Here is a 17,672-nt window from a genome sequence, read left to right as displayed (position 1 = left end):
GCCTGCATGAAGTCGGAATTGCTAGTAATCGCGGATCAGCATGCCGCGGTGAATACGTTCCCGGGTCTTGTACACACCGCCCGTCACACCACGAAAGTTTACAACACCTGAAGTCGGTGAGGTAACCGTAAGGGGCCAGCCGCCGAAGGTGGGGTAGATAATTGGGGTGAAGTCGTAACAAGGTAGCCGTATCGGAAGGTGCGGCTGGATCACCTCCTTTCTAAGGAAATCAGCTTCATATTCACTCGTTTTCAGTTTTGAGAGGGAAATGTTCCTTTCGAAAGTCATCCGTTTGGTGGCGATGGCGGAGGGGCACCACGCGTACCCATCCCGAACACGACCGTTAAGCCCTCCAGCGCCGATGGTACTTGGACCGCAGGGTCCTGGGAGAGTAGGACGTTGCCAAGCGGACCAAGGAGTACTCACTGGATAAGATGATCCGGTGGGTACTCTTTTTTATTTTTCTTCCCGAAATTTTATGAAGGAATGCAATCTGCAGTCTCGGGGTGTTTTTTTGCTCCCCTTTCGATAGTTCGACTGCAAATATGCAGTCGATGGGCGACTTTTTCACTTATTTTGATGAATCTACTGCAAATGTGCAGTAGATTCATCCCTTTTAGGCACGAAAAAGGGGAAATAATCGATTTGACTGCACATATGCATTCGAGGGATGGAAAAGAGCGGCTTCGGGAGCAAACGACTGCACTTTTGCAGTCGTTTGCTCCCGCGTCGCATCCCCGCGTCGCGCCCCCCGCGTCGCATCCCCGGCGTCGCATCCGCCGCATCGTAACCCCGGCGTCGCAGCTCCCGTGTCGCATCCGCCGCGTCGTAACCCCGGCGTCGCAGCTCCCGTGTCGCATCCGCCGCGTCCATCCCCGGCGTCGGGAATTTTTCCATTCTGTAACCTTACAGCAACCTATTTTGCGCATTTTTTGTCCATAATTAAAATAAGGAGGGAAATTATGCCGGATCTAAATAAAGAACATACCGAGCTGGAAGTCAGAGTGAAAGGTCGGATGTCCAGAAGAACCTTTTTGAAAAATAGCCGGTGGCTCGTCGCAGGACTGCTGCTTTTTCCCTTCCCTGCTTATGGATATGCGAAGTATGCGGAGCCGCGATGGCTGCAAACGAACCATATAGCCTTAACTTTGCAACGGCTTCCGAAAGCAATGTCCGGATTGCGGATTTTGCAGTTCAGTGATGTTCATCTGGGGCCCTACTATTCTATCGACCATCTGACGGGACTGGTGGAGCGTATGAATCGGATGCAGCCTGATCTCGTCTGCTTTACAGGGGATCTGTATGACAGGGACATCTTTGCAGAGAAAGCGTTCGTAGAGGTGGTGTCCAGACTGAAGGCCCCCGATGGAAAATACGCCGTACTTGGCAATCACGATTATATAGACAGCGCTAAACGAACCTCGCAATTATGGAATGAAGCAGGTTTCCTTTGTCTTCATAATGAAGCTGTATCGGTCGAGCGTAATGGAGCAAGGCTGTGGATCGCGGGAGTAGATGATTTAGTAAAGGGGAAGCCTAATCTTACGCAAGCCCTCCGTTCTGCGGATCCATCTGAATTTACCTTGTTATTATCTCACTGTCCCGATTTGGCAGATGAAGCCGTTCTCTACCCGGTTGATTTGCAATTGTCCGGTCATAGCCACGGGGGACAAGTGCGAGTCCCGATGATTGGCCCTCTTGTCACCCCGCTGGGAGCCAAAAAATACGTGGATGGACTATATAAGCTAGAGAACGGAAAATTGTTCGTGTATACGAATCGTGGAATAGGGATGAGTATGCACCCGATCCGGTTTTGCTGCAGGCCGGAATTGACATTGTTTACATTGAATTAATGCAAAGCGTGTAGCTGTTGTCGAATGAAAATGATTAGAATCGGACATAATGGTTGAAAAACAGCTAAGAAGATTAATGGCTGTCACCCTAGTGATCCGGCGGATCGGAAGTCGGGACTCCGTTGGATTTCAGCTAAAATTTTGATTTCGGCAGGACGGCAGAACTGGGATGGTAAGACCGAAGTTGGAAACAGGATGAAGACAGGAGGGGGATTCAATGAAGGTTCTGAATAACCCGGTCGTTCTTGTCAGCGCAACCGCTATTTTATATATTTTTGCCGGATTAATGTACATGCCCTGGATTCCCGAAGCGATGACGGTATCGTTAGGGATTCTCGGACCCGAGCAAGGCTCTGAAGGCCAATTAGTTCAAATGTGGGGACAATGGGCTGTAGGGATAGGAACCGCTCTGCTGTTAATGTTGATCATCTATCGGATGGCTAACGAGAGTTTTCACAAATGGGCGATCGTTATCCAACTGGCGTTGATTGCCTTTTGCATGGCTGCCCAATTGCCTCCGCTGCTATTTTGGGTGCTTTTTGCTTTGAGTGATGCTCAACAAGCAGAGTGGAGTATTCTAATCCCGCATCTATTTCTGCTGATGCTGGCAGGCTGGTCCTTGTTTCGTTTGCTGGACGAGCTGAATGGGGTAAAGAATTCGTAAATAAGCAGGGAACCAGATATGATCAGGTTGCGGAACAAAAAAACGAACTTTATTATCGACGAACATGAAAATGTTCGTCTTTTTGATTGACATGGTTCAAGCGGGGCTGTTAGAATAAAGGAGGGAAGGATAAGATTCACCTTTACTAATTTAATAGAACTAGACTCGTATAATCACGGGGATATGGCCCGTAAGTCTCTACCCAAAAGCCGTAAATTTTTTGGACTACGAGTTTGGCTTTCGTTCTGGGAGCGCCCTAGTGCCCGGACTTTGTCACGCCATCTTCTTGTACTGCCGATTTGCGGACGCCATCTTTTCCCGGGTACCGGCTATTCGGGCGGTTGAGAAGATTGTCGTTCAATCTGTGGGTTCAGGGTTGAGACAAATTCAAGCGGTGAGAGCATGTCGTTAATAAGACATTTCTGAGAAGCTCCGCCATTAATGGAAGGCCCAAACTTGTTGTCCGTCGGAATAGACCAACTATCCTCAACGGACGTTTTCTATTTGTAGCCTATTTTTTTAAAATATTGAATTTGGGAATGATAATAGATAGGAAGAAGGGAATGAATGCCTGTGTCCGCTCTGGTCGGAGTCATTATGGGAAGTCAGTCGGATTGGCAAACGATGAAGTTTGCCTGTGAAATCCTCGAGGAATTGGAGATTCCTTATGAGAAAAAGGTTGTCTCCGCACATCGCACGCCGGATCTGATGTTCGAATACGCCGACAAGGCCGTCGATCGCGGGCTTAAGGTGATTATTGCCGGAGCGGGGGGAGCGGCGCATTTGCCCGGAATGGTGGCGGCCAAGACGGTGCTTCCGGTTATCGGGGTACCCGTGCAATCCGCTGCATTGAACGGCCTGGATTCGCTCTTGTCCATCGTTCAGATGCCGGGGGGAATTCCCGTTGCCACGGTGGCGATCGGTAAAGCCGGAGCGACGAATGCCGGCTTGTTGGCCGCTCAAATGCTAGGGGCACATGATCCGTCCATTCGCCAGAAGATTATGAATCGCCGGGAAAGCGTCCGCCAAACGGTGATGGAAAGCAGTGACTTGCTATGAATCGACAGCAGACAGATCCCGTTAAACCAAATACAAGAAGCAGCATGCGGCCTGTTCTTCCGGGAAGCACCATTGGTGTGCTTGGAGGAGGGCAGCTTGGCCGGATGCTGGCATTAGCCGGTCGCCATATGGGTTACCGGTTTGTGACGTTGGACCCGACGGAGGACAGCCCATGCGGCCAGGTAGCCGATCGGCAAATTACCGCACCTTACAATGATGCCGAAGCGGCCCGGGAGCTGGCCCAATTATCCGATGTCATCACATACGAATTCGAGAATGTGGACGCCGGCGTGGCGGCGATGCTGGAATCCGCCTCCAGGGTCCCGCAAGGCAGCTCGCTCTTATATACGACCCAGCATCGGCTGCGGGAGAAGAGGGCGATCGAAGCTGCGGGAGTGCGGGTGGCGCCGTATGAGGAAATAACCAGTGCCGCCAATCTTCGCGAGGCTATCGGGCGCCTGGGGGCACCGTGCGTACTGAAGACCGCCACGGGCGGCTACGACGGCAAAGGGCAGTGGGTCATCCGCTCGGCAGAGGAAGCGGATGAGGCCTATGCCGCTTTGAGTCAGGCGCAGACGGAGCTCGTGCTCGAGAAGTTCATCCGCTTCGAGCGGGAGCTGTCCGTCGTTGCGGCGAGAAGTCCGCGTGGAGAGGTGCGCGCATTCCCGGCAGCGGAGAATATTCATGAGGACAATATTCTCCACCTGTCCATCGTACCGGCCCGTGCGCCGGAAGAGGTGTTGAAGCGGGCCGAGAGAATGGCGGTGCAAATCGCCGAGTCGCTGGATGTAGTAGGCCTCATAGCGGTGGAGATGTTCCAGACACCGGAGGGCGATTTGTTCGTTAACGAGCTTGCCCCGCGTCCGCACAATTCGGGCCACTACACGATGGAAGCATGCGCCACTTCCCAGTTCGAGCAGCATATCCGGGCGGTCTGCAACCTGCCTCTCGGCTCTACGGAGCTGTTGACCCCGGTCGTTATGGTCAATCTTCTCGGGGAGCATGTTGAACCGCTGCTTCGCTGGCTGGCAGAGCAGGTCCAGGAAGATCTGCAGGTTACTCCTAAACTTCACCTGTACGGCAAAAAAGAAGCCAAGACGAAACGCAAGATGGGGCATGTTAACCTGCTCGTTAACGATGTCAAGGATGCGTTGAAATGGATAGAAGGAACCGGAGTATGGAGCCGGTAGACGTCTTGTAAGCCGAATGACCATTCTAATATGCAATGGGGGTTTCCTATGATCGAAAGATATTCGAGGCCGGAGATGGCCGCTATTTGGACAGAGGAAAACAAATTCAAAGCATGGCTCGAGGTGGAATTATTATCGTGTGAAGCTTGGGCTGAGCTGGGAATCATACCGCAGGAGGATGTTAAGCGGCTAAGGGAAAAGGCCGGATTTTCCCCCGAGCGTATATTTGAAATCGAACAGGAGACTCGGCACGATGTCATCGCCTTTACCCGCGCGGTTTCCGAAACGTTGGGTCCCGAGCGGAAGTGGGTCCATTACGGGCTGACTTCGACGGATGTGGTCGATACGGCATTAGGTTATTTATTGCTTCAGGCTAACCAAATCATAGAGAAGGATATCCTTCGTTTTATTGAAATTTTACGTGAAAAAGCAATCGCTTATAAAGATACGCCCATGATGGGCCGAACCCACGGGGTTCATGCGGAGCCGACCACATTTGGCTTGAAAATGGCGCTCTGGCATGAAGAAATGAAGCGAAATCTGGAGAGATTCCGCTTCGCCGCCGAAGGTGTACAATACGGCAAAATATCCGGCGCAGTTGGAACGTATGCCAATATCGATCCGTTCATCGAGCAATATGTTTGCTCCAAGCTGGGCACTAAAGCGGCCCCGATTTCGACACAGACGCTGCAGAGGGACCGTCATGCCGAATATATGGCCACTCTGGCTCTCATCGCGACGTCGATCGACAAGTTTGCGACAGAAATCCGGGCGCTGCAGAAGAGTGAGTTCCGCGAGGTCGAGGAAGCCTTCGCTAAAGGGCAAAAAGGCTCCTCCGCTATGCCGCACAAACGCAATCCGATCGGCTGCGAGAATATGTCCGGCCTGGCGAGAGTCATTCGCGGGCATATGGTTTCCGCCTACGAGAATGTGACGCTCTGGCATGAACGGGACATTTCGCATTCCTCCGTGGAACGGATTATTTTGCCGGATGCGACCCTTCTGCTGAACTATATGCTGAATCGATTCGCTAATATCGTTCAGCATTTGACAGTTTTCCCGGAAAATATGAAGCGTAACATGCAGTCTACTTACGGCGTTCCGTTCTCCGGCAGAGTGATGACGAAGCTGATCGACAAAGGCTTCAGCCGTGAGCAAGCGTATGACACCGTGCAGCCTAAGGCGATGCAGGCTTGGGAGCAGCGGCGCTCCTTCCGCGATATTTTGGCGGAGGATGCTGTGATCTCTGCTAACTTAACCCCGGAGGAACTGGCCGACTGCTTCGATCCGAGCTGGCATTTGAAGCATGTCGATACGGTGTTTGAACGTCTCGGGTTAATTTGACAGAAAGGGAATAAGCTCTCCAGCTGACAAAAGTAACGGTCACCCACCCCCTACCTGCTAAAGTCGGATCGTTGAAATAAGACGTAATTACACTTGTTCCTTCGAACCCGGGGGTTTTAGGAAAAAAGAGGCGTATTTACCTTTATTTCACTGTAATTGGACTGTCGGAGCGTAATCATGCCTTTTCAACAGTCTGTAAGGTGCAGCATGCTTGACCAATAGCCGATTCCTGGCCGATTTACCTGCGCTTGTGCAGGTGAAGATTCCCGATAGGAGGGATGCAATTTGAATGGACCGATTGCCTTGGCTACTGCTGTCGATTATATTGAAGCTCCATTGGTTTACAAGGGCAAAGTCCGTGAGCTATATGACCTTGGGGAACATTACTTGATTGTAGTGACCGACCGCATCTCGGCTTTTGATTATGTGCTTAAGCCGGCGGTGCCGTCCAAAGGGGATGTGCTCAATCAACTGAGCAAATTCTGGTTCGGGAAGACGCAGTCTCTGCACGCCAACCATATGATCCATACTGATGTCGATCTACTAAGCCATTTCATCAACGAGCCCGATAAGCTGAGAAACCGGGTGATGGTTACGCGCAAAGCGGAAAGAATCGATATGGAATGCGTGGTCCGCGGTTATGTGACGGGCGGCGGCTGGAGAGATTATGTGCAGACGGGTGAAATCAACGGGCACAGGCTGCCGGCGGGAATGCGCAAGAACGAACAATTGCCTCAGCCGCTTTTTACCCCGGCTGCCAAAAACGATGTCGGGCACGACGAAAACATCAGTACGGAGCAGATGAAGGCACTCATTGGAGGCAAGCTGACAGAAGAACTGATGGCCGCCAGCGTCCGGTTGTATCAATACGCCCACGACTTTTGCAAGAGTAAGGGAATTATTCTGGCAGATACCAAATTTGAGTTCGGACGGATCGAAGGCGAGCTCATTCTGATCGATGAAGTGTTCACTCCTGATTCTTCGCGCTACTGGGCGCAAGAAAAGGTTGAGCTGGACATTGAGATTGACAGCATGGATAAAGAACCGGTGCGCACGTATTTGGCAAGCTCCGGCTGGGACAGGAACAGCGAGCCCCCAGAGCTCCCGGCAGAAGTCGTCCGGGCCACTTCCGAGCGGTACAAGGAGATTTACAGCCGGCTGGTTCTTAGCAGCTAGTATTTAGCAGTAAACTAAACGATTATCAATATGGCTTGGGAGGATGAAGTGACGATGATCAAAGCTACGGTATATGTAACGATCAAGCAAAGTGTTCTGGATCCGCAAGGAAATGCCGTTCAAGGAGCGCTGCATTCCATGGGATTCGAGGAAGTGGGCCAGGTAAGAATTGGAAAGTATTTGGAGCTGGAGCTGGACACGGATAACCGCGAAGAAGCGGAAGAACGCCTGAAGGCGATGTGTGAGAAGCTGTTGGCTAATACAGTGGTAGAAGACTATCGTTTCGAGCTGTCCTAATTCCATAATTGAGCAGTGGACTTATGATATATAAAAGCTTAACGCGGAAAAACCTCGCGAAGCAAAGTATGATGCGAAAACAGCTTCAATAAACCATGCCTAACCATGGGGAAAATTAACTTCGTTTTAGAGCGAAATGAACAATGCATACGAAAAAGCTTCGTTAAACGCAAAACTGTCAGGAGGGTAAATCATGAACTTTGGGGTTCTCGTATTCCCGGGATCGAACTGTGACATCGATTGTTACAAAGCGGTTGAAGAAACGATCGGCCAACCGGTGACCTACGTATGGCATACGGAGACGGATTTGAGCAAATATGATTGTATTATTGTTCCCGGAGGGTTCTCCTACGGGGATTATCTTCGCTGCGGAGCGATCGCCCGGTTTGCTCCAGTGATGAGCGCACTCGTACAGGCGGCCAAGGACGGGAAATATATTATCGGCATTTGCAACGGATTTCAGATTTTAACCGAAGCCGGTCTTCTGCCGGGTGCGTTGCTTCGCAACCGGACGCTGAAATTCCACTGTCAGTCCGTTACCTTGCAGGTAGTGAATGCGGACACACCTTTTACAAGCGAATATACGGAAGGCGAGCAAATTAACATTCCGATCGCTCATGGCGAAGGCAACTACTATTGTGATGCGGAAACTTTGCGGGAGCTGCAGGAAAACAATCAGATCGTGTTCCGGTATTGCGGGGAAAACCCGAACGGCTCGGTAGATAATATTGCTGGAATTTGCAGCAAAGACGGGCGCATTGTCGGCATGATGCCGCATCCGGAGAGAGCGGTTAATTCACTGCTGGGCTCCGAGGATGGCACACGGATGTTTACTTCAATTCTGAACAACTGGAGGGAGAAACATGGCGCAGCAGCTATCGGCTAAAGAACCGACCGCCGAACAAATCGCAGAGCAGCAAATTTACAAGCAAATGGGCGTAACGGACGAAGAGTATGGCCTCATTTGCGGATTTCTTGGACGCAAACCGAATTATGTCGAAATTGGCGTATTCAGCGTCATGTGGTCGGAGCATTGTTCCTATAAAAATTCCAGGCCGATCCTTCGCAAGTTTCCGGTAACCGGTCCTCGTGTCCTGATGGGACCGGGGGAAGGCGCAGGGATTGTCGATATCGGGGATAATCAAGCCGTCGTGTTCAAAATCGAAAGCCATAACCATCCATCCGCTGTCGAGCCTTACCAGGGAGCGGCTACGGGCGTTGGAGGGATTCTCCGAGACATTTTCTCTATGGGAGCGCGTCCTGTCGCCCTGCTGAACTCGCTTCGTTTTGGCAAGCTCGATAATCCTCGGGTCAAATATTTGTTCGAGAATGTCGTGTCGGGGATAGCCGGGTATGGAAACTGCATCGGAGTGCCTACCGTTGGCGGCGAGATTATGTTTGATGAAAGCTACGAAGGAAATCCTTTGGTTAACGCCATGTGTGTGGGCTTGATCGAGCATGACAAAATTCAAAAAGGGGTCGCTCAAGGAGTGGGCAACCCGGTATTCTATGTCGGGCCGGCGACTGGTCGTGACGGGATTCACGGCGCAACCTTCGCCTCTGAAGAAATTTCCGAGGAATCCGAAGCGAAACGGACCGCAGTTCAGGTAGGCGACCCGTTCATGGAGAAGCTGGTCATGGAGGCATGCCTGGAGTTAATCAACTCGGGAATCGTCGTTGGTATCCAGGATATGGGGGCCGCTGGTTTGACATGCTCCAGCGCCGAGATGGCGAGCAAGGCGGGCAACGGCATGGAGCTGTATCTGGACGAGGTGCCGCAGCGTGAAGAAGGAATGACGCCTTACGAAATGATGCTGTCCGAATCGCAGGAACGGATGCTGTTCGTGGTCAAGCCGGAGCATGAAGGGCAGGCCAGAGAAATTTTTGAACGGTGGGGGCTCATTTGCTCCAAGGTGGGGAAAGTGACTGACGATGGCCGCCTTCGTCTGATTCACCACGGAGAAGTTGTAGGCGATATGCCGGTGACTGCTCTTGTGGATGAATGCCCGGTGTATCACAAGCCGTCCCGGGAACCGGAATATTACGTGAAGCAAGCTGAGGTAGATACCGCCTCTTATCCGGAGGTTACGGATCTCAACGGCGCGCTCAAGCAGGTTCTCGCTTCTCCGACCGTAGCGAGCAAGGAATGGGTTTACAGCCAGTACGACTATATGGTTCGGACCAGTACGGCCGTGCAGCCGGGATCGGACGCGGCGGTTGTGCTTGTACCGGGAACCCGCAAGGCTCTGGCCATGTCAACGGATTGCAACGGACGGTACGTTTATTTGGATCCGGAAGTGGGCGGCCGCATCGCGGTCAGTGAAGCTGCGCGCAACGTGGTCTGCTCCGGGGCCGAGCCTCTGGCAGTGACGGATAACCTCAACTTCGGCAGTCCGGAGAAGCCGGATATTTTCTGGCAGTTGGAAAAAGCGGCGGACGGCATGTCCGAGGCTTGTCTTAAGCTGAACGCTCCGGTAATTGGAGGAAATGTCAGCCTGTATAATGAAAACACCAAAGGCTCCATCTATCCGACTCCTGTCATTGGTATGGTTGGCCTGGTCCAGGATGTCGATCACATTACAACCCAAAGCTTCAAGAACGAAGGCGACGTTATATTGCTGCTGGGAGAGACCAAGGCGGAGCTGGGTGGCAGCGAGTTTCAGTATGTCATTCTTGGCAAAACCGAAGGCCGTCCTCCGCAGTTGGACCTCGATGTGGAGAAAAGATTGCAGGATGCGGTGCTGCAAGCGATCCGCGAAGGCTTGGTTGCTTCGGCACATGACTTGTCGGAAGGTGGACTCGCCGTTGCCATGGCCGAATCCTGCATCAGCGGTAAAGTAGGCGCGCAAGTTTCCTGGGCAACGGAGCTTCGCCGCGATATCGCTCTCTTTAGCGAAAGCCAGTCCCGCATCTTGCTCAGTGCCGCTCCCGACAAAGCGGAAACGTTGAAGCAAATAGCTGCTGATCACGGTGTGCCATGTCAGACTCTGGGCACAGTCGGGGGAACGGAGCTTGCGGTAGACATCAATGGCGCGTCGGCTCTCCGCTCTTCGGTTGAAGAGCTGGCGAAGGTTTGGAAGGATGCGATCCCATGTCTCATGAAGGCCTGAATCGTTCCCGGCATTGGGACGGAGATTACTACAACGAAGGAATGGATGCGGCCTCCTTTGACAAGTTAAAGGAAGAATGCGGAGTTTTCGGGGTGTTCGGTCACCCCGAGGCTGCCGCGCTTTCCTTTTTTGGCCTGCATGCGCTGCAGCACCGCGGAGAGGAGAGCGCCGGCATTTGCACGACCGATGGCGACGAATTTTACTATCACCGGGATATGGGACTGGTCAAGGAAGTGTTCGATAACGACCGGCTGAATTCCCTGAAGGGATCGACGGCTATCGGGCACGTTCGCTATTCCACCTCCGGCGACAGCAAGCTGCAGAACGCTCAACCGCTCGTGTTTAAATATCGCGGCGGAGATATGGCGATAGCGACGAATGGCAATCTGGTGAATGCCGCCGACATCCGCAACGAGCTGGAGGAGCAAGGATCGATCTTTCAGACGACGAGCGATACCGAGGTGGTTATCCACCTGATCGCCCGCTCTCAGCAAGAGAATGTGGTGGAAGCGGTTAAGGAGGCACTGGGCCGTCTGGTCGGAGGCTTTGCTTTTCTGATCCTCGTTAACGATCAGTTGTTTGTCGCTCAGGACCCAAGCGGTTTGCGCCCGCTCGTTATCGGCAAGCTCGGGGACGCTTATGTGTTTGCTTCGGAGACCTGCGCTTTTGAGACGATAGGGGCGACTTATCTTCGGGATATTGCACCGGGGGAGCTGCTTATTGTAGACAAGGAAGGAATGCGGGAGGATCGGTTCGCGCCGATGCAGCGAAGAGCCATTTGTGCTATGGAGTTCATCTACTTTTCCCGTCCAGACAGCGATCTCGATAGCATCAATCTTCATTCAGCGCGCAAGCGGATGGGTCAAAGACTGGCCATGGAAGCTTTTGTCGATGCGGATGTCGTCACTGGCGTTCCGGATTCGAGCATATCGGCGGCAATCGGCTACGCGGAGCAGACCGGAATACCTTATGAGCTCGGCTTGATCAAAAACCGTTACACCGGCCGGACCTTCATTCAGCCGAGTCAGGAGCTTCGCGAGCGTGGGGTCAAAATGAAGCTGAGCGCGGTTCGCAAAGTGGTCGAAGGCAAAAGGGTCGTTATGATTGACGATTCCATTGTTCGGGGAACGACCAGTTTGCGGATCGTCAATATGCTGCGCGAAGCGGGGGCGAAAGAGGTGCATGTGAGGATCACCTCCCCGCCTTATATGAATCCTTGCTTCTATGGAATAGATACCCCCAGCCGCAAGGATTTGATTGCCTCCAGCCATTCGGTCGAGGAAATCCGGGAGAAAATTCACGCGGACTCGCTTCATTTTCTAAGCAAGGAGGGGCTGTTGGAGGCCATTGGAAGACCAGCGGGCGAATATAATCGCGGCATGTGCACCGGCTGCTTCGACGCCGATTATCCGACTAAAGTGAATGATGAGGGCGGAAGCTGCTGAAGAGCTTTAAGAAGTAAAGCAGCATGGGATGTGACCATGCACCAGTTTCACTGCCAGAAGGCAGTGGAGTAACGAATACACTTGTACAGGAGTGGAGACGATGTCAGAGGCGTATAAACAAGCGGGTGTGGACATAGCGGCAGGCAATGAAGCGGTTGAGCGGATGAAGAAGCATGTCAAGCGGACCTTCCGGCCGGAGGTGCTGACCGATTTGGGTGGCTTCGGGGCTCTGTTTGGCCTAAACAAGGATAAGTATGAGGAGCCTGTGCTCGTTTCGGGAACGGACGGGGTCGGGACGAAGCTGAAAATCGCCTTTGCCATGGATAAGCATGATACTATTGGAATAGATGCGGTAGCTATGTGCGTTAACGATATTGTCGTTCAGGGCGCTGAGCCGCTGTTTTTCCTCGATTATTTGGCCAGCGGCCGCATCGTCCCCGAAAAGATCGAAGCGGTTGTCCAAGGAATCTCCGAAGGCTGTGTCCAATCGGGCTGTGCGCTCATCGGCGGTGAGACCGCAGAGATGCCGGGCATGTATGCGGATGGGGAGTATGACATCGCCGGTTTCGTTGTCGGCATCGTGGATAAAGCCAAGCTGATTGACGGCTCTCAGATTCGCCCCGGGGATGTGGTGCTCGGAATGGCTTCGAGCGGAGTTCACAGCAACGGGTTTTCCCTGGTGCGGAAGCTGCTGTTGGAGACGAAGGGCTACCGGTTAGAGGATTCTTTCGACGAGCTTGGCGGCCGTTTGGGAGACGTTTTGCTGGAGCCGACGAAGATTTACGTGAAACCTGTGCTGGCTCTGATTGAGCAAATCGGGGTCAAAGGAATGGTTCACATTACCGGCGGCGGATTTATCGAGAATATTCCTCGAGTACTGCCTGAAGGAACGAATGTCCGCATCGATTACGGCAGCTGGCCCATTCCTCCCATCTTCGGTATGATGCAGAGGGAAGGCGAGATCAGCCATCGCGATATGTTCACTACCTTTAATATGGGGATCGGCATGATGCTGGTTGTTGCTCCCGATCAGGTCGAGGAAGCCATGCGTATTGCGGAGCTTAACGGGGAGCCGCTGCATCGGATCGGAGAAGTGGTTCCTGGTGATCGCCAGGTAGTTTTTGCAGGAGCGGACGTATGAGCAAGCCTTTAACGATTGCCGTATTTGCCTCGGGCAGCGGATCGAATTTTCAAGCGATAGCGGATGCGGTGAAGGCCGGACGGCTCGATGTGCGGATCGCTCTTCTAGTATGCGACAAGCCGCAGGCCGCTGTCGTCGAGAGAGCCGAGAAGGAGGGGATCCCCTCCTTCGTGTTTCGTCCGAAGCAGTTCGCTTCCCGGGAAGAGTACGAGAGCGAGATTGTCCATCGGTTGAAGGAACACAACATCGATCTTCTCGTATTGGCCGGTTACATGAGACTGATCACGGATACACTGGTTCGGCCTTATTACGGCCGGATGATTAATATTCATCCTTCGCTGCTGCCTGCTTTCCCGGGGTTAAACGCGATAGAGCAGGCGTATGAGCACGGGGCCAAAGTCACTGGAGTGACCGTCCATTATGTGGATGGAGGAATGGATACCGGGCCGATCATCGCTCAGCGGGCGCTGGACATTCGTGAAGGAGAGACGTTAGATACGTTGACCGAGCGCATTCACCGGCTGGAGCATGAGCTGTATCCGGAAGTCATCCAATGGATCCGCGAAGATCGGGTCCGGTTGGATGGACGCAGGGTTCAGCGCTCATAGCCGAGTACATGGAACCTTTCTTTCAGAATGAAGGACGGAAGCTTTAGTTTATTGCACATTTTATAGATAAGGAGATGAGCGGATGGCTATTCGAAGGGCTCTAATCAGTGTGTCGGATAAAACCGGAATTGTCGAATTCGCTTCGGAGCTTGCCAAACAAGGCGTACAAATCATTTCTACCGGCGGGACCCAGAAGCTGTTGAAGGATGAAGGGGTGCCTGTTATCGGAATTTCTGAAGTGACCGGTTTTCCGGAAATTATGGACGGGCGGGTCAAAACCCTTCATCCGAATGTACACAGCGGGCTGCTGGCCGTAAGAGATAACGAAGAGCATCAGGCGCAAATGAAGGAACTGGGCCTGGACTATATCGATCTGGTCGTCGTCAATTTATATCCGTTTGCGGCTACGATTGCCAAGCCGGATGTTACGTATGGGGATGCGATTGAGAATATCGATATTGGCGGACCGACGATGCTTCGCTCCGCAGCCAAAAATCACGCCTTTGTCACCGTCGTCGTTGATGCGGCTGATTATGCCCGGGTGCTTGAAGAGGTCCGTTCTGCAGGGGATACTACGCTCGAAACACGCAAACGTCTGGCGGCCAAAGTGTTCCGTCATACCGCTGCGTACGATTCGCTTATATCGAATTATTTGTCCCATCAGGTCGGGGAAGCTCTGCCCGAGAAGTATACCGTCACCTATGAAAAAATCCAGGAGCTGCGCTACGGAGAAAACCCGCATCAAAAGGCGGCGTTCTATCGGGAGCCTTTGGCTGGCGGCGGCAATATTACTACGGCCGAGAAGCTGCACGGCAAAGAGCTGTCGTACAACAATATTAATGATGCCAATGCCGCTCTGCAAATTGTCAAGGAATTCGATGAGCCGGCCGTAGTTGCCGTTAAGCATATGAATCCTTGCGGCGTAGGGATCGGAGCTACTATTCTCGATGCTTATAGTAAAGCTTTTGAAGCCGATCCGGTTTCTATCTACGGGGGAATCATTGCGGCGAACCGGACGATCGATGAAGCGACGGCACGGAGAATGCATGAAATTTTTCTCGAAATTATAATTGCACCTGATTTTACTCCGGAAGCTCAGAGTATTTTAATGCAAAAGAAAAATATTCGTCTGCTCAAGCTTGGCGAAATTAAGGCGGATCAGAGCGAAACGTTCAATGTGACGACTATTGAAGGCGGCATGCTTATCCAGGAAGCGGATCGGTACCGGATCGGAGAGGATGACCTCAAGGTCGTTACGGAACGGCAGCCGACGGAAGAAGAGCTGAAGCAGCTGCTGTTCGCCTGGAAGGTGGTCAAGCATGTAAAATCCAATGCGATTTTACTGGCTTCCGATAATATGACCGTCGGAGTAGGAGCCGGGCAAATGAACCGGGTAGGCGCGGCCAAAATAGCGATTGAGCAGGCTGGAGAGAAGGCTAAAGGAGCGGTTCTCGCATCGGACGCTTTTTTCCCGATGGGGGATACATTGGAAGTGGCCGCTCAAGCAGGAATCACGGCTGTTATTCAGCCGGGCGGCTCGATTAGGGACGAGGAATCGATTCGGGTTGCCAATGAAAACGGCATAGCGATGATCATGACGGGAGTCAGGCATTTTAAACATTAGTGACCATAGAAGTTAGCCATTATGCAACTCTGACAATTCTGGCCGATCTGGCAGGTCGCGAAGCTTTGTGTTTCCTGAAGGAGTGCGCTTCTGTCGGCTTGTTGCCGGGTCGGCCGGCTTGTCTATTTCGTCGGTAAACGCAGCGTCTGTCCAAAGGACGGCGATAGCCGTTTATCCTTGGAATGATCGGCCACTATCGTGCAGCCTGATGCTATGCTGCACATATCGCGCAGAGAAATCTTTTTGTGGAAGTATGGATGGAGGTGTGCCCTGGTGCGGGTAATGGTAATTGGCCGCGGTGGCCGTGAACATGCGATTCTATGGGCTTTACAACGAAGCCCTAAAATAAGCAAGCTCTATTGTGCGCCCGGCAATGGGGGAATCTCCCGGATAGCGGAGTGCGTTCCGATAGAAGAGAATGATTTTGAAGGCATATCAGGCTTTGCCCTGCGTGAGCAGATAGATCTGGTGTTTGTCGCTCCGGATGATCCTTTGTCCGCAGGCCTTGTGGACCACTTGGAAGCGGCTAATATCCGGGCCTACGGTCCGCGCAAGAATGCTGCGGAGATTGAAGGCAGCAAAGTATTCACCAAACGGTTGCTCAAAAAATACAACATTCCGACGGCTGCTTATGAGTCATTCGATAACTATGACGAAGCTTTGGCTTATTTGCGCACGCAAGAGCTTCCCATTGTGATCAAAGCCGATGGCCTCGCCGCTGGCAAAGGTGTCATCGTGGCTCAATCGAGATTGGAAGCGGAAAAGGCGCTTCACGATATTATGATCGACCAGGTTTTTGGTAAATCCGGTAACCAGGTAGTGATTGAAGAATTCCTTCAAGGGCAAGAGATGTCGCTGCTCGCGTTTGTGGATGGAGATGTCGTGCGTCCAATGGTTCCTTCGCAAGACCACAAACCGGTATTTGATGGGGATCAAGGTCCCAACACAGGGGGGATGGGGACGTATTCGCCGGTTCCTCATATTCCTGCTTCAGTCGTTGAAGAGGCTTGGGAAACGATTGTCAAACCGACAGCTAAAGCGATGGTCCAGGAAGGCCGGCCTTTCCGGGGCGTTCTCTTTGCTGGCCTGATGCTGACCGAGGAAGGTCCTAAAACGATTGAATTCAATGCCCGTTTCGGAGATCCGGAAACACAGGTCGTCCTGCCGAGACTGCAAACGGATCTGCTGGAGATTATTCTGGCCAGTCTCGAAGGACGATTGGATGAAATCGAAATTCACTGGAGCGAGGAAGCGGCGGTATGCGTCATCTTGGCTTCCGAGGGCTATCCAGGCTCCTACCCGAAAGGGCTGCCGATCGAAGGGCTGGAAGAAGTAACGGATTCGCTCGTTTTTCATGCCGGAACGGCAATCCGGGACGGTCAGCCCGTCACGAATGGAGGACGGGTCCTCGGAGTTGTCGGCCTCGGCCGGGATATTGCGGAAGCGAGAGCCAAGGCCTACGCAGATGCAGATAAAATTCGTTTCCAAGGGAAGCATTATCGCACCGATATTGCGAAGAAAGCGTTGGTATAGCCGAGAAGGCGGGTGCCGATTTAGGGTGCTCCTTCTCACATTAGAGCAGTCCTGCCAAGGGCTGCTCTTTCTAATGGTCAGCCTCTATAGTCTAAGAGTGTTCGCTGAAAGCACTGTAAGAAGAACCGGCAAATGTGCAGGTCTTTGGCAGAAGATAAGTTAGAATCGGCTAATGACATGCAAACATGCAGGTGAATTTAGCTATTTGGCTATTTTTCCCCTTTTGATTGAGAATGACGTGCAGTTTTGCATGTCTTCTTTGATGTTTACTGGATTACCACCAAAAGACATGCACTTCCGCATGTCTTTTATGCTTTTTAGGAGGCAATTTCCATTACAGACGGCAGAAAGAAAGCGAGACCAGGAAAAAATCCTCCTGAAGTTCTATGAAGGGCTGTCATCGTTGCCTTTTTGCTTGTCATGATAAATCATTAATTCATCTCTATGCGTGCACACCCAGTAAATGGCATAGCATATTCCGGCGAACAATATAAGAGGGAACCAATGCTGCTTGATATAGATCCAAATGCTTTCCATACTTCTATTCCCCCTAGTTATAATTTCATAATTATATGGCCCTTTTCCCGTTAGCTTCCCCTCTCTCTTTTTTCTTATTCCCTATTTTTAA

15 protein-coding genes, 2 rRNA genes and 1 riboswitch are annotated in these 17,672 nt (G+C 52.1%); of the genes, 16 read left to right on the top strand and 1 reads right to left on the bottom strand.

Annotated elements, in window-relative coordinates; all coding sequences use genetic code 11:
- The 16 genes from KJS69_RS18565 to purD form a co-directional block, all read left to right on the top strand.
- Positions 1-220, top strand: a 16S ribosomal RNA gene (locus KJS69_RS18565); the annotation flags it as partial.
- Between the two features lie 71 nt (positions 221-291).
- Positions 292-408, top strand: a 5S ribosomal RNA gene (gene rrf / locus KJS69_RS18560).
- 554 nt (positions 409-962) lie between these two features.
- Positions 963-1,853, top strand: a complete 891-nt coding sequence (locus tag KJS69_RS18555; RefSeq protein WP_213585273.1) for a metallophosphoesterase — start codon at positions 963-965, stop codon at positions 1,851-1,853.
- A 217-nt stretch (positions 1,854-2,070) separates the two neighbouring features.
- A complete protein-coding gene (locus KJS69_RS18550; protein WP_213585272.1) occupies positions 2,071-2,517 on the top strand; it encodes a hypothetical protein in 447 nt (148 codons plus the stop codon).
- A gap of 145 nt (positions 2,518-2,662) precedes the next feature.
- Positions 2,663-2,765: riboswitch (purine riboswitch) on the top strand.
- Between the two features lie 325 nt (positions 2,766-3,090).
- A complete protein-coding gene (gene purE, locus KJS69_RS18545) occupies positions 3,091-3,576 on the top strand; it encodes a 5-(carboxyamino)imidazole ribonucleotide mutase (protein WP_213585294.1) in 486 nt (161 codons plus the stop codon).
- Between the two features lie 44 nt (positions 3,577-3,620).
- A complete protein-coding gene (purK, locus tag KJS69_RS18540) occupies positions 3,621-4,766 on the top strand; it encodes a 5-(carboxyamino)imidazole ribonucleotide synthase (protein ID WP_249730601.1) in 1,146 nt (381 codons plus the stop codon).
- Positions 4,767-4,814: 48 nt separating this feature from the next.
- Positions 4,815-6,110: an adenylosuccinate lyase gene (gene purB / locus KJS69_RS18535; RefSeq protein ID WP_213585270.1), complete on the top strand. Its 1,296-nt coding sequence runs from the start codon at positions 4,815-4,817 to the stop codon at positions 6,108-6,110.
- Between the two features lie 297 nt (positions 6,111-6,407).
- Positions 6,408-7,286 carry a phosphoribosylaminoimidazolesuccinocarboxamide synthase gene (locus tag KJS69_RS18530; RefSeq protein WP_213585293.1) on the top strand — a complete coding sequence of 293 codons (879 nt, stop codon included), beginning with the start codon at positions 6,408-6,410 and terminating at the stop codon, positions 7,284-7,286.
- A 54-nt stretch (positions 7,287-7,340) separates the two neighbouring features.
- A complete protein-coding gene (gene purS, locus KJS69_RS18525) occupies positions 7,341-7,583 on the top strand; it encodes a phosphoribosylformylglycinamidine synthase subunit PurS (protein WP_213585269.1) in 243 nt (80 codons plus the stop codon).
- A gap of 193 nt (positions 7,584-7,776) precedes the next feature.
- On the top strand, positions 7,777-8,469 hold the full coding sequence (gene purQ / locus KJS69_RS18520; protein ID WP_213585268.1) for a phosphoribosylformylglycinamidine synthase subunit PurQ: 693 nt from the start codon (positions 7,777-7,779) through the stop codon (positions 8,467-8,469).
- A complete protein-coding gene (gene purL, locus KJS69_RS18515; protein WP_213585267.1) occupies positions 8,447-10,693 on the top strand; it encodes a phosphoribosylformylglycinamidine synthase subunit PurL in 2,247 nt (748 codons plus the stop codon). The genes purQ and purL overlap by 23 nt, the downstream gene beginning before the upstream one ends.
- Positions 10,675-12,138, top strand: a complete 1,464-nt coding sequence (gene purF, locus KJS69_RS18510; RefSeq protein ID WP_213585266.1) for an amidophosphoribosyltransferase — start codon at positions 10,675-10,677, stop codon at positions 12,136-12,138. The genes purL and purF overlap by 19 nt, the downstream gene beginning before the upstream one ends.
- 100 nt (positions 12,139-12,238) lie before the next feature.
- Entirely contained in the window at positions 12,239-13,279 is a 1,041-nt protein-coding gene (gene purM, locus KJS69_RS18505; protein WP_213585265.1) for a phosphoribosylformylglycinamidine cyclo-ligase, read from the top strand.
- On the top strand, positions 13,276-13,887 hold the full coding sequence (gene purN / locus KJS69_RS18500) for a phosphoribosylglycinamide formyltransferase (RefSeq protein WP_213585264.1): 612 nt from the start codon (positions 13,276-13,278) through the stop codon (positions 13,885-13,887). Before purM ends, purN begins: the two co-directional genes overlap by 4 nt.
- Positions 13,888-13,969: 82 nt before the next feature.
- Positions 13,970-15,511, top strand: coding sequence for a bifunctional phosphoribosylaminoimidazolecarboxamide formyltransferase/IMP cyclohydrolase (gene purH, locus KJS69_RS18495; protein WP_213585263.1), 1,542 nt, complete (start codon positions 13,970-13,972; stop codon positions 15,509-15,511).
- 273 nt (positions 15,512-15,784) lie between these two features.
- A complete protein-coding gene (gene purD / locus KJS69_RS18490; protein ID WP_213585262.1) occupies positions 15,785-17,044 on the top strand; it encodes a phosphoribosylamine--glycine ligase in 1,260 nt (419 codons plus the stop codon).
- Between the two features lie 384 nt (positions 17,045-17,428).
- On the opposite strand, the gene KJS69_RS18485 is transcribed toward purD, so the two are convergent.
- Entirely contained in the window at positions 17,429-17,581 is a 153-nt protein-coding gene (locus tag KJS69_RS18485) for a hypothetical protein (RefSeq protein ID WP_213585261.1), read from the bottom strand.
- Between the last annotated feature and the right edge of the window lie 91 nt (positions 17,582-17,672).

The sequence above is a fragment of the Paenibacillus sp. J2TS4 genome, assembly GCF_018403245.1.
Taxonomy (GTDB): domain Bacteria; phylum Bacillota; class Bacilli; order Paenibacillales; family NBRC-103111; genus Paenibacillus_L.
Note: the sequence above shows the minus strand (reverse complement) of the source record. Positions and strands in the feature narration are given on the sequence as shown.